General features: G+C 71.5%; 10 protein-coding genes. All 10 read left to right on the top strand.

The features are described from left to right. The first annotated feature begins 9 nt into the window (after positions 1 to 9). Complete coding sequence (locus ABZS69_RS22930; protein ID WP_355375781.1) at positions 10 to 1,395, top strand: carboxylesterase family protein; 1,386 nt, start codon at positions 10 to 12, stop codon at positions 1,393 to 1,395. 8 nt (positions 1,396 to 1,403) lie between these two features. Further along, the gene (locus ABZS69_RS22925; protein WP_355375778.1) at positions 1,404 to 2,534 is read left to right on the top strand and encodes an ROK family transcriptional regulator; all 1,131 of its coding nucleotides are present in this window, start codon (positions 1,404 to 1,406) and stop codon (positions 2,532 to 2,534) included. 52 nt (positions 2,535 to 2,586) lie between these two features. Further along, positions 2,587 to 4,131, top strand: a complete 1,545-nt coding sequence (locus ABZS69_RS22920) for a GMC oxidoreductase (protein WP_355375775.1) — start codon at positions 2,587 to 2,589, stop codon at positions 4,129 to 4,131. Beyond that, positions 4,128 to 4,736: a hypothetical protein gene (locus tag ABZS69_RS22915; protein ID WP_355375772.1), complete on the top strand. Its 609-nt coding sequence runs from the start codon at positions 4,128 to 4,130 to the stop codon at positions 4,734 to 4,736. Before ABZS69_RS22920 ends, ABZS69_RS22915 begins: the two co-directional genes overlap by 4 nt. Beyond that, entirely contained in the window at positions 4,733 to 5,677 is a 945-nt protein-coding gene (locus ABZS69_RS22910) for a sugar phosphate isomerase/epimerase (protein WP_355375769.1), read from the top strand. Before ABZS69_RS22915 ends, ABZS69_RS22910 begins: the two co-directional genes overlap by 4 nt. Before the next feature lie 53 nt (positions 5,678 to 5,730). Beyond that, entirely contained in the window at positions 5,731 to 6,789 is a 1,059-nt protein-coding gene (locus tag ABZS69_RS22905) for a 2-oxoglutarate and iron-dependent oxygenase domain-containing protein (protein WP_355375767.1), read from the top strand. Between the two features lie 75 nt (positions 6,790 to 6,864). Next, positions 6,865 to 7,188, top strand: coding sequence for a hypothetical protein (locus ABZS69_RS22900; RefSeq protein ID WP_355375764.1), 324 nt, complete (start codon positions 6,865 to 6,867; stop codon positions 7,186 to 7,188). Positions 7,189 to 7,191: 3 nt separating this feature from the next. Continuing rightward, positions 7,192 to 8,034, top strand: coding sequence for a hypothetical protein (locus ABZS69_RS22895; protein WP_355375761.1), 843 nt, complete (start codon positions 7,192 to 7,194; stop codon positions 8,032 to 8,034). 62 nt (positions 8,035 to 8,096) lie between these two features. Continuing rightward, a complete protein-coding gene (locus tag ABZS69_RS22890; RefSeq protein ID WP_355375758.1) occupies positions 8,097 to 11,150 on the top strand; it encodes a tetratricopeptide repeat protein in 3,054 nt (1,017 codons plus the stop codon). Positions 11,151 to 11,264: 114 nt separating this feature from the next. Then, positions 11,265 to 12,860 (top strand): MDR family MFS transporter, encoded by a 1,596-nt coding sequence (locus ABZS69_RS22885; protein WP_355375755.1) that lies wholly within the window; start codon positions 11,265 to 11,267, stop codon positions 12,858 to 12,860. The last annotated feature ends 2 nt before the right edge of the window (positions 12,861 to 12,862 follow it).

Below are 12,862 nucleotides of genomic sequence, written 5' to 3'. Positions count from 1 at the left end.
GATGATCGAATGGACCTCTTCGACGCGCCCGGCGAGCCGGTCACCGTTCACGCCCCCGCCGGCACGATCATCGGCCGTCGCGCCGGCCGGGTACGGCGCTTCCTCGGCATCCCCTACGCCGAAGCACCCACCGGCGAGCGGCGGTTCGCCCCGCCAGTCCCGCGCGGCCGGCTCCCGGAGCCGTTCGACGCGTCCCGGCACGGCGCCACCGCGCAGCGCGTGCCGCTGTTCGCCACGACGACCATCCCGGAGCCGTCGATACCGGGCGACGACGTGCTGAACCTCGGCGTCGTCGCCCCGGCCCCAGATGACGACCGGGACGACGACTGCGGGCCCTTCCCCGTCCTGGTGTGGATCCACGGCGGCGGTTTCCTGGCCGGGAGCCCGGCCAGCCCGTGGTACGACGGCCGCGCCTTCGCCCGCGACGGCGTCGTCTGCGTCACCGTCGGCTACCGGCTGGGCGTCGACGGATTCGCCCCGTTGGACGGCGTGCTCCCGAACCTCGGGCTGCGCGACCTGCTGTTCGCCCTGGATTGGGTCCAGGAGAACATCGCCGCGTTCGGCGGCGATCCGGACCGGGTCACCGTCGCCGGCCAGTCGGCCGGCGGCGCGGCGGTGCTCGCGCTGCTCTCCTCGCCCGCGGGCGGCGGCCGCTTCCACCGCGCGGTCAGCCTGTCCGGCGGCGTCTTCGACGTCGGCCCGGACTCCGCCGGCGGCCTGCTCGAACGGCTCGGGCACCGGCTCGGCGTGCCGCCGACGCGCGCCGGATTCGCCGCCCGCACCGTGGAGCAGATCCAGCGGGCTGTCATCGACCTGCGGGACGAGCGGGGCGGCGGCGACGGGCTCGTGCTCGCGCCGTGCGCCGGCGACGACCTCCTGCCGGTGCCCATCGTCGGCGGGCTCACCGCCCATGGGCACGACGTCCCCGTCCTGCTCGGTGCGACGGGCGACGAGTTCGACGGCGGCCTCGGGCAGGAGGCCAGAGCCGCCGCCCGCGCGGCGGGCACCCGCTTGACGGACGTCCTGTTCCGCTCCGCCTGCGCGCGCACGGCGGCCGCCCGCCGGCAGGCCGTCGCCGGGACCTGGCTGTACTCCTTCGAATGGCCGTCTCCCGTGCTCGGCGGTGCCGCGCACTGCGTCGACATCCCGTTCTTCTTCGACGTGCTCGACGCGCCCGGCATCGCCCCGGCGCTCGGGCCGAACCCGCCCGCCGAACTGGCCACGCTGATGCACGCCGATCTGGTCGGGTTCGTCCGCGGCCAGGAGCCGGCCTGGGCGCGGGCGACCGGCGCGCTCGGCGATCCGGCGCGCGAATACGGGCGGCCCGGAGCGGCGCTCGCGGCCGACACCACGGGCGTGTTCGACCCCGTGGTAGGGGCGGTGGGGGAGCGATGATGCCCGGGATGAACCAGAGCGCCGTCCGGCGCGTCAACACCTCGGTCACCCTCCGGACACTCGCCGTGTCGGCCGGGCCGGTGACGCTGGCCGAGCTCGCCGAGCAGACCGGGCTCTCCCGCCGCACCATCGAGCTCATCCTGGACTCGCTCGTCGAGGCGGGCTGGGTGAGCGAGCTGGACCGCGTACCGACCAGCGGCTACGCCGGGCGCCCCGCCCGCCGCTACGAACTGCGGGCCGAGCACGCGCTGCTGGCGGCCGTCTGCATCACCACCTCCGACGTGTCCGCGGTCATCGCCGACGTGCGCGGCCGCATCGTCGGCCGGGCGCACCGGCCGCTGCGCTCCTACCAGGATCCGCAGGCCACGCTCGACGACGCGGCGGCGCTGGTGCTGGAGGCGCTCGACGACGCGGGCGGGTCGACGGAGCGGCTGCGCGCCGGCGGGGTCGCCAGCGGCGGCGCGATCGACGACGACGGCGTCGTCCGGCGCCTGGTGTACACGACGCGCTGGGAGGGCGTGGACCTGCCCGGACAGCTCAAGCAACGGATCCTCGTGCCCTGGTTCGCCGACAACGACACCAACCTCGGCGCGCTCGCCGAACGCTGGCGGGGCGTGGCCGGAGACCACGACAACGTCGTATGGGCGATCCTGGGGAACCGGTCGGGCCTCGGCATCCTCATCCGCGGAGCCGTGCACCGCGGTCTGGAGGGCGCCGCGGGCGAGATCGTCGAAGCGCGGTCGATACCGACCGGCTCGATCGAGAACCGTCCGGTGGCCTGGCTGACCTCACCGGAACCGGCCGAACGGCGCGTCGCGCTCGGCCGCTTCGACGCCGCCCGGGCCGGTGACGCGACCGCGCTGGCGGAGGTCGACGAATTCGTGGAGAACATCGCGTTGATCCTCACCACCTTGTCGTGGACCATCGCGCCGTCGCTCATCGTGCTCGGCGGCGGCCTGGAAGACGCGGCCGACGTACTGCTGCCCCGGGTACGCGCGGCGTTGCGCGACGCCCGCGCCCCCGCGGTCGAGCTGCGCGCCACCAGCCTGGGCCGCGACGCCCCGCTCGTCGGCGCCGTCAAGCTGGCCCTCGACCGCATGGACACCGAACTGTTCGGCCCGCTCACCCCGAGCACATGATCGGGCCCCACCTCCTCATCAGCACCCGTGGCGCAAGACTTGGAGTCTCACCGTGACCGACGCCCCCCGCACCGATGTCCTCATCGTGGGCAGCGGCATCATGGGATCAGTCGTGGCCCGGCTGCTGCGAGAGGCCGATCCCGCGCTGGACATCACGATGGTCGACGGCGGCGCCGCGATCGGGCGGGCCCCCGGCCTGCACCTGCACGACCTCGACGACCCGGTCCTCTGGTCGCGCTACAACGAACGGGTCGCCACCGGCATCCAGGGCATGTACACGGGTGCCGAGGTGGTGCGCGAGGCTGCGGGCGGTCTCACCGACCTGACGCCCGGCATGTTCCACGCGCTCGCCTTCGGCGAGGACGCCGAGGCGATGCCGGCGACCGCGCTGGCGTGGAACGCGGGCGGCATGGGCGTGCACTGGACCGCCGCGACGCCCTGGCCCGCAGGGGACGAGGTGTTCGACTTCGGCGACCCGGACCGCTGGGCGGCGGACCTGGACACCGCCCGCCGGATACTCGAGGTCACGCCGTCCGCGATCGGCCCGACCGAGGCCGGCCGGACGGTGCTCGACGTCCTGCGCCACCGCTTCGACGGCGTCGGGCCGGGCGAGCGGCGACCGCAGCCGATGCCCATGGCCGTCTCCGCGACGGCGTCGGGTCCCATGCCGCGCACGGCCCCGGGGACGATCTTCCCCGCGATCGCGGCGGGCGGTGACCCGGGATTCACCCTGACGACCGGCACGCTGGCCACGACGCTCCTCGTCTCCGGCGGGCGGGTCGCCGGGGCCCGGCTGCGCCGCGTCGCCGACGGAGCCGAACGGGAGCTCCTGGCGGACGCCGTGGTGGTGTGCGCCGACGTGCTGCGCACTCCGCAGTTGCTGTTCGCCTCGGGCATCCGGCCCGCCGCGCTGGGCCGCTACCTCAACGAGCACGCGTTCGTCACCGCCCGGGTGCTCCTCGACCTCGACCGGTTCGGCCTCGGCCGCGGCGCCCTGCCCCTGCCGCGCCCCGGCGAGTTCAGCACGGACTCGCTCTGGCTGCCCCAGAACGGGCCGGCACAGCCGTTCCACGGCCAGATCATGAACCGCACGTACATGGACGAAGACGGCCATCCGCTCGCGTACTCCGTGGGCCTGGCGCTGTACGTCCCCATCGAGTCCCGCCCCGAGAACCGGCTGGTGTTCTCGGAGACCCGGACCGACCTGGCCGGAATGCCGCGGATCACCGTCGAGTTCGGCTACTCCGACGCCGACCGCGCGCTGATCGGCCGCGCGCTCGACGAAGTCCGGTCGATCGCCGAGGAGTTCGGCCCGTTCGACCCCGCGACCGAGCGCGCGCTGCTGCCGCCCGGATCGTCGCTGCACCAGACCGGCACGGTCCGGTCCGGCCTGGCCGACGACGGCACCAGCGTGTGCGACCCGGATGGCCGGGTGTGGGGCTTCGACAACCTGTACGTTGCCGGCAACGGTGTGATCCCCACCGCGATGGCCGCCAACGTCACCCTGACCGGCGCGGTCACCGCGGTACGGGCCGCTCGCGCCGTCGCCGGACGACCCGCGGCACCGGCCGCGCACCGAGAGAGAGCACGATCGTGATCGACATCGCCAAGGAATACCGCGTCGCGCTGCCCGCGTGGATCGACGACGAACTGTCCGCCGTGCCCGCCGTCATCCCCGGCCGCGACGACCGGATGCGCCTCGTGCACCGCCTCGCCGACCGCAACTGGCGCGAGGGCAACGGCGGCCCGTTCGCCGCGGTCGTCGCCGAGCCGGACTCCGGCCGGATCGTCTCGGTCGGCGTGAACGTCGTGCTCGCCTCCGGCGTCTCCAGCGCGCACGCCGAGGTCGTCGCGCTCGGACTCGCCCAGCGGGCGGCCGGCGGCTGGGACCTGGGCGGCGACGGGCTGCCCGCGCACGAGCTGGTCGTGAACTGGCGGCCGTGCATCCAGTGTTACGGCGCGGCCATGTGGTCCGGGGTACGCGGCCTCGTGGTCGCCGGCGAGGGCCCGGAGCTGGAGGAGATCACCACGTTCGACGAGGGCCCGCTCGGCGCCGACTGGGCCGAGCAGTTCGAGGCACGCGGCATCCGGGTCACCCGGGACGTGCTCCGGGACGAGGCGCTCGCGGTGTTCCGCGACTACAGGAAGGCCGTCGACACCGGCGGCGTCACCGTCTACAACGCCCGCGGAGGTGCCGAATGACGCTGGGCGACACCATCGAACCGCGCTTCGCGACCGACATCATCACCTTCTACCACCCGGGGTTCTGGGGGCTCGACTCCGCCGGCGCCTTCCGCGACTGGGCGGTCGAGAACCCTGACCGGTTCTGGGAGCGGGTGCTGGACGTGCTGGCCGAGGCCGGTGTCAGCGGCATCGAGCTGACCTTCGCGCCCGGCGACGTCGACTCCGCCCTGCGGGCTTTCGGCGACGCGCCGTCGTTCCGCCGCGAGCTACAGTCCCGTGGCCTCTTCGTCGTGAGCGCCTTCATGGCCGGGAGCGAGTCCCCTGACTGGCGGCACGGCGAGAACCTGCCCGCGATCGTCGACGCCGCCGAGCGGCACGCCGCCTTCCTCGCCGACGTGGGCGCCGAACTCCTCGTCACCGGACTGCCCATGCGGGAGACGTACGGGACGCGCCCGCCCTTCTTCGTCGACGCCGCGTACATGACCCGGATGGCCGACATCGCCCATGTGGTCGGCGAGGCCGTCGCCCGGCACGGCGTCAAGCTCGTCCTCCACACGGAGTCCAACAGCACCCTCTGGTACGAGAGGGACATCGACCTGTTCATGGCGCTGACCGATCCCCGCTACGTGTGGCTGTGCCCCGACTCCTGCCACATCGCGCTCGGGGGAGGCGACCCCGTCGCGGTCGCGCGCCGCCACGCCCCGCGCATCGCGCTGGCGCACTGGAAGGACGCGGTCAGGCCCATCGACGTCGAGCTCACCATCGACGAGACCGTCTTCGCCCAGCAGCAGCCCTACATGACCGAGCTGGGCACGGGCATCGTGGACTGGCGGGGGTGGGCCGAGGCGATGTCCCGCACCCCCGGCGCCGGCACCGTGCTCATCGAGCTGGACGAGGCGGCCGATCCCGTGGCCGCGCTCCGGGCGGGGACGAGCGTCGTACGGGAGGCCTGGGCATGACCTCGCCTGATGAGGGGTACCAGCCACTTCCGGGGCCGGCCGAAAGGAATCCCATGTCCGCAAGAGAGCGCTTCACCGTCCCGGCGGTCGACATCTCCCCCTACGTACGGGGAGACCCGGAGGCCGAACGCCGCAGGGTCGCGCGGGAGATCGACGACGCCTGCTCCAATGTCGGCTTCATCCAGATCCTGGGCCACGCGATCCCCGACGCGGCGATCTCCGGCCTGGCCTCGGCGATGGACGCGTTCTTCGCTCTCCCCGTCGCGACGAAGAAGACCTACTGCGTCACGGGCGCCAACCGCGGCTACAGCCCGCCCAAGAGCGAGTCGCTGAGCCTGAGCCTCGGCGTCGAGTCGGCCAACCGCATGAACGACTTCTTCGAGGCCTTCAACGTCGGCGTGGAGGCGCGCTCCTTCACCTCGCTGGAGCTGTCCGAGGACGATTACGGGATCAACGTGTGGCCCGACCTCGCCGGTTTCACCGAGGCCGTCCAGGTCTACTTCGAGCACGCCGGCCGGGTCGCACGCACTCTCACCAGGGTCTTCGCCGACGCCCTCCGCCTGGATCCCGAGTTCTTCGCCCGGCTCACCGACCACTCCATCGACGTGCTGCGCATGAACAACTACGCCCTGCCGGAAGGGACGGTCACCCTCGACGGCGACCTCGTCGGGATGGGGGAGCACACCGACTACGGGATCGTCACCGTCCTGTGGGCCGACCAGGTCGCGGGCCTCCAGGTCCTCGGCCGGGACGAACGCTGGCACGACGTCGCGCCGGCCGACGGCGCCCTGCTGGTCAACCTCGGCGACCTCACGGCCCGGCTCACCAACGACCGCTGGATGTCGACCCTGCACCGCGTCAAGCCGCCCATCATGGACGGCACGATCAAGCGCCGCCGCTCGGCCGCCTTCTTCCACGACGGCAACCCCGAGGCCGTCATCGAGACGCTGGCCAGTCACCATGACGCCTCCGGGCTGGCCTACGAACCGGTCACCGTCCGGGACCACATCAAGGCCAAGCTGGCCGGATCGCGGCAGGGCAAGAAGAACCTCGCCGCCGAACGTGAGGCCGCGCGGGTCCTGGCCGCCGAGACCCATCACCGGGGAACGTGAGCCGGCGTGCCGGCCGACATTGACACCACCTGACCGCGGGCCGCAAGGTGAACGCAGGCTGAGAGAAGGATTCCCATGTCTGAGCGCCTTCCCGGAACGTCGAACGTCCCTCCGCCTCCACGTCGGGACGACAGCTCGGTGCACGACCTGTCCAGGGCCACGGGTGAGGACGGCGGGGGCTCCGCCTTCCGCCGGGCCCTGGGCTCGCCCCGCACCCACGAGACCGTCCGGGCGCTGGTCGACGGCGGCGGCCAGCTGCGCATCGCGGAGTTGCAGGAGCGGACGGGGCTGTCGTTCCTGCAGTTCACGGCGGTGCTGGCCGAGCTGACCGAAGACGGGCTGGTGACGGTCAAGGGGCCTCCGGGGGACGAGGTCGTCCACCTGTACCGCGAGGCGTGAGACATGTGGGTCTCCTACCTCGCGGTCGTGCTCATCGGCGCGCTCGTCGCGCTCGCCGAGCTGGTGTCGCGCTATCGCGACAACCCCGCGGGCGCGCTGCTGTCGGTGCCGGCGGCCTTCTACGTCACCGTCAACGCGGGCGGCGCGGCGGCGGCGTTGTGGATGGTCACGCAGTTCGGGTGGACCTTCGGCGCCACGGGGACGAGCGTCACGCTCACGCAGGTGCTGGCGGCGGGGTTCGGGTCGGGGGCGCTGTTCCGCAGCTCGTTGTTCAACGTCACGGCGGGCAACCAGGTGATCGGGGTCGGGCCGAGCGCGGTGCTCACGGTGATCCTGTCGGCCGCCGACCGGGCGGTGGACCGGGGGCGGGCCAGGATCAGGTCCAAGGGGGTCGGCGAGATCATGGGCGGGTTCCCGTTCGAGCGGGGCGCGGACGCGCTGTTCCATTACGCGGTGGCGGCGCTGCAGAACTTCACTCCCGCCGAGGTCAAGGTGGTCGAGGACCGCATCGCGTCCCTGCGCTCGGGGCGTGAGGCCACCCTTCCCGAGCAGGTCAAGTCGTACGTGCTGGGTCTGTCGTTGCAGGCGCTGATCGGTGAGAAGGTCCTGCGGGAGCTGGTGGAGTCGCTGCGGCCCGCCTTCGAGCAGGCGCCGCCCGCCGAGCAGGTGCTGCTGGACGCGCTGCGCGCCAACGGGGGGTCCGAGCTGCGCAGGCTCCAGGCGATGTCGGGGCTGCAGCTGTTCGAGTTCTCGCGGGTGCTGGACGGGCTGGTGGCGGCGGGGCGGGTGGCCGTGGACGGCGGGTCGGGTCAGGAGATCGCGAGCTTGGCGAAGACGACCCCTTGACGAACGGATCGTGCGGGGGACGATTCCGCGGGGGCGGTCGTTGATACGACGGGGGTGGTGTGATGATTTCGGCAGACATGGGGCCGGAGGCGCTGGCGGAGCAGGGGGAGGCCCACCGCCTCGAAGGGCGGTACGTCGAGGCGATCGAGCATTTCACGCGCGCCATCGAGCTCGTTCCCGGTTACGCGTACGCCCTGGGCTCGCGCGGTCAGGCGTACAGGGCATTAGGCCGGGTGGAGGAGGCGCTGGCCGACCTGGACCGCGCCATCGAGCTCAACCCCGAGCTGGGCTGGGCGGGGATCGAACGGGCCCTGATCGCCTCCGAGGCCGGGCGTTTCGAGGAGGCGCTGGAGATCCTGGGCCGCGCGCGCGAATTCGACCCCGACAACGCATATGTGTCCTGGCACCGTGGCTGCATCTACGAAACACTGAACCGCTACGGCGAGGCGCTGAACGACCTGGACCGGTTCGTCGCGAGCTGCCCGGACGACGTCGACGGATATTGGAAGCGCGGGCAGATCCACCGGCACCTGAAGAATTACCCGGAGGCGCACTCCGACTTCGACCGCGCGGCCGAACTCGATCCCGGTTTCTGGCAAGCCTATGCCGAGCGAGGGGCCGTTCGCTATTGGACGGACGACTACGCGGACGCGCTCGCGGATCTGGACAAGGCGCTCGAACTCGGCGGCGAAAGCACCTTCACCCTGCGCTATCGCGGGCTGACCCACTCGATGCTGGACCGCGAGGAGGAGGCGCTGCAGGATCTGACCCGCGCCATCGAGCTGGATGACGAGGACGAGGTGCTGTACTGCGACAGAGGCAGGCTGCACGTGTCGGCGGATCGGTACGAGCCGGCGCTGTCCGACTTCGACCGCGCTCTCGAACTGGATCCCGAGTATGTGTCCGCCCTGGCGGAGCGCGGTCGCGTCAACAGATATCTGGGGCGCATGGAGGAGGCGCTGGGCGACCTCACCCGGGCGATCCGGCTCGATCCGGAATTCTGCTGGGCGCTCGTTGAACGCTCGCGGGCCTTCGGCGGGATCGGCAGATTCACGGAGACGATCGCGGATCTGACCCGCGTGATCGAACTCGACCCGGAACATGCCATGGCACATGTCGAACGCTCCCTGGCATTCCGCGCCATCGAGCGTCACGAGGAGGCGCTCGCGGCTCTGACCCTCGCCATCGAAGTGCGCCCCGACTTCGAGGAGTCCTACCGGTACCGGGGAGAGGTCTACGGTGACCTGGGTCGCCATGACGAGGCCATGGCCGATTTCGACCACTACATCGCGCTCGCCCCGTATGACGGTGACGGATATCGAGGGCGGGGCAACCTCTACGACGAGCTGGGCCGTACCGAGGAGGCGCTGGCGGATCTGACCCGCGCCGTCGAGCTCGACCCGGAGAGCGCCGACGCGTACGAAGATCGCGCGAGTGTCTCGTGGGAGACCCGCGACGAGGAGGCGGTGGCGGACTACACCCGGGCGATCGAGCTGGAGCCGGACCGCTACTGGAGTTACATCGGGCGCGGCGTCCTCCTGGACGTGATGGGACGCTGCGAGGAGGCCCTGGCGGATCTCACCATGGCCATCGGCCTCGACCCGTCGATCGCGTACGCCTTCACGGTCCGCGGTGAGGTCCACCTGACCCTGGGAAGGTACGAGGAAGCGCTCGCGGACCTGAACCGATCGATCGAGCTCGACCCCGAGCCGGGGAAGGCGCGTTCGCTGCGCGGCAAGGCCCTGTATTACCTGGACCGCAACGAGGAGGCGCTGTCCGAGCTGGACAAGGCGATCGCCCGCGAACGCGACGACGTCGATCTCATCCTGCTGCGCGGCGACGTGCTGAAAGCCATGGGCCGCCACGCGGAGGCGCTGACCGACTGCGAGCGGGCGATCGAGCTCGACCCCACCAGCAGCCGGGCGTACGCCGAGCGGGGCGACGTCCACTTCTGTCTCGATCGCTACGAGAACGCGCTGGCCGATCTGGACCTGGCGATCGGGCTCGACCCGGACAACGCCTTCGCCCTGAAGTGCCGCGGGTTCACCTACTCGATGCTGGACCGCGACGAGGAGGCGTGCGCGGACCTGACCAGGGCCATCGAACTCGGCTACGACACCGCCGGGGTGTTCTGGGCGCGCGGCCAGAGCTATCTGTCGATGGAGCTGCACGACAGGGCGTTGGCTGATTTCGACCGCGTCCTCGGGTCGGATCCGGACGATGTGGGCGCCCTGGTCTCCCGCGGCCTCGCCTACTCGGACCTGCACCGCTACGAGGAGGCGCTGGCGGACTTCGACCGGGCGGTCGAGCTGGACCCGGACCGCGCCGAGGTCGCGGAGCTGCGCGACCAGCTGGGTCTGCTGCTGCTCAGCCCCGCCGAGATGTTCTCGCTGTTCGCGCACTACCTGGTCATGGGCACGTGGTCGCTCGCGGCCGAGGACCCCGAGGAGTTCGTCGAGGCGCTGGACGGCTGGGCGAACCTCTGGAAGATCGCCGGGGACGAGGAACTGCGCGCGAAGGAGCTCGAAGCCCTGGACCAGCAGATCTCGGAGAATGCGGACGACGTCGTCGCCCTGGCGTCCCGGGCGCTGCTCCACCGCGCGGCCGGCCGCTACCAGGCGGTGCTGACGGATCTCGACCAGGTGCTCCGCATCGAGCCGGAGAGCACCTGGGCCCTCGGCCTCAGGCGCGCGGCCCAGTTCGACGGCGGGCGGCCCGACGAAGAGGACTCCGAGTTCGACTGGGCCTACCGGCTCTATCACCTGGGGCTGCCCAGCTCCCTTGAGGTGATGTGCGCGATCGCGCTGTCGGAAGGGCCCGAATATCTGACGGACGTCATGCGCGCGGACCTGCTCAGGAGAGAACGGCGGATCGTCTCCGGAAGCGAGGCCGCCGCCGCCGAACTACTGGACCTGGCCGGCGAATACGCGCTCGTGGGGCCCGATGAAGAGATGGAAAGGGTGCACGAGCGGGCCCGCCGGGAGCCCGGCTACGATTCCGCGAAGCCGGCCTGCATCGCCGCGGCCAGGGACGTCCTGGAGAAGGCAGAAGCAGGCGGCGAGGAGTTTCCGCAGTTCCGCCGGATGAAGCACCTGCTCGCGCTGCTGATGGAGTGAGCGCGCCCCGCTCGGAACAGCCGGGCGCAGCCGTCTCTCCGATTGCTTACCGGTCGGTTAGCAAGTAAGCTTGCCGACCGGCAGGTAAGTCCTACGGTAATCGATGGGAGCGCAATGATGGCAGGAGACAGCGCGAGAGACGCGGCCAGCCCGCCGGCGACAGGGGAGCAGGCCGGGCTGGGGTTCAGCCACCGCCAGATCCTGGTGACGATGAGCGGCCTGGTCATCGCCATGCTGCTGGCCATGCTGGACAACATGATCGTCGCCCCGGCGCTGCCGACCATCGTCGGCGAGCTGGGCGGCCTGAACCATCTGGCGTGGGTGACCACCGGCTACGTCCTGGCCTCCACCGTGGCCACGCCGATCTGGGGCAAGCTCGGCGACCTGTACGGCCGGCGCATCATCTTCGTCGCCGCCGTGGCGATCTTCCTGCTCGGCTCGGTGCTGTGCGGGATGTCGCAGGACATGGCGCAGCTGATCGGCTTCCGCGCCCTGCAGGGGCTGGGAGCGGGCGGCCTGATGGTCGGCGTGTTGTCGATCATCGGGGAGATGATCCCGCCGCGGGATCGCAGCAAGTACCAGGGCGTGATGATGGCCGCCATGCCGGTGGCGATGATCGGCGGCCCGCTCATCGGCGGTTTCATCACCGACAACCTCAGCTGGCGCTGGGCCTTCTACGTCAATCTGCCGCTCGGCGCCGTCACCCTGGTCCTGTGCTGGATCACCCTGGCCAAGCTGCCCAAGGGCACCGGCAAGGCCGTGATCGACTGGTGGGGCACCGCGCTGCTGACGGTCTGGATCACCGCGCTGGTGCTCATCACCAGCTGGGGCGGCACCCAGTACGACTGGGGCTCGCCGCAGATCCTCGGCCTGGCGGCGCTGGCGGTTGCCGGGTTCGTCGCCTTCGTGATCGTCCAGCGGCGGACAGCCGAGCCGATCATGCCGCTACGGGTGTTCAGGAGCCGCAACTTCTCCCTCGCCGGCGCCGTCGCCTTCATCTCGGGGTTCGCCATGTTCGGCGCCACGGGCTTCCTGCCGCAGTTCCAGCAGTTCGTCCAGGGCTCCTCGGCCACCAACAGCGGCCTGCTCCTCATGCCGATGATGATCGCCGCGATGGTCGTCAGCCTGGTCGGCGGCGCGCTGATCAGCAGGACCGGGCACTACAAGTCGCTGCCCATCATCGGCTCCATCCTCGTCACCGCCGGCCTGGCGCTGTTCGCCACCGTGGACCTCGACACCACCACCACGATGTCGGCCCTCTACATGGTCGTCCTGGGCGCCGGCATGGGCGCGCTGATGCAGACCAGCACCCTCATCGCCCAGAACAGCCTCGACCTGCGCGACATGGGCGCGGGCACCGGCGTGTCGACCTTCCTGCGCAACATGGGCAGCTCACTCGGCGTCTCCCTGCTCGGCGCCGTCTACACCAGCCAGCTGGCCGACTCCCTGTCAGCGGCCGGGCCGGCCGCGCAAGGCGTGGCCGCCTCCGCCACCTCGATGACCCCGCAGGCGCTGCGCGCCCTGCCCGAGGCGGCCCAGCACCTGTTCCAGCAGGCCGTCACCGACGGCATCACCACCCTGTTCACCTGGGGCGCGGCCGTGACCGCCGTCGGCATCGTCCTGGCCTTCTTCATCCGCCAGGTCCCGCTGCGCAGCGCCGCCACCCCCGTCGCCGGCTCCGAGGCCGAGCCGGTCACGGTCGGCGGCTGAGG

Source organism: Nonomuraea sp. NPDC005650 (assembly GCF_040605375.1).
Taxonomy (GTDB): Bacteria; Actinomycetota; Actinomycetes; order Streptosporangiales; family Streptosporangiaceae; genus Nonomuraea.
The sequence above is the reverse complement of the archived record's forward strand: the minus strand, read 5'-3'. Positions and strand labels throughout refer to the sequence as shown.

Excerpts from the sequence above, each read along its gene's own strand:
- ABZS69_RS22930 (WP_355375781.1), top strand. The coding sequence starts at position 10 with ATGGACCTCTTCGACGCGCCCGGCGAGCCGGTCACCGTTCACGCCCCC.
- ABZS69_RS22925 (WP_355375778.1), top strand. The coding sequence starts at position 1,404 with ATGAACCAGAGCGCCGTCCGGCGCGTCAACACCTCGGTCACCCTCCGG.
- ABZS69_RS22910 (WP_355375769.1), top strand. The coding sequence starts at position 4,733 with ATGACGCTGGGCGACACCATCGAACCGCGCTTCGCGACCGACATCATC.
- ABZS69_RS22905 (WP_355375767.1), top strand. The coding sequence starts at position 5,731 with ATGTCCGCAAGAGAGCGCTTCACCGTCCCGGCGGTCGACATCTCCCCC.
- ABZS69_RS22900 (WP_355375764.1), top strand. The coding sequence starts at position 6,865 with ATGTCTGAGCGCCTTCCCGGAACGTCGAACGTCCCTCCGCCTCCACGT.
- ABZS69_RS22895 (WP_355375761.1), top strand. The coding sequence starts at position 7,192 with ATGTGGGTCTCCTACCTCGCGGTCGTGCTCATCGGCGCGCTCGTCGCG.
- ABZS69_RS22890 (WP_355375758.1), top strand. The coding sequence starts at position 8,097 with ATGATTTCGGCAGACATGGGGCCGGAGGCGCTGGCGGAGCAGGGGGAG.
- ABZS69_RS22885 (WP_355375755.1), top strand. The coding sequence starts at position 11,265 with ATGATGGCAGGAGACAGCGCGAGAGACGCGGCCAGCCCGCCGGCGACA.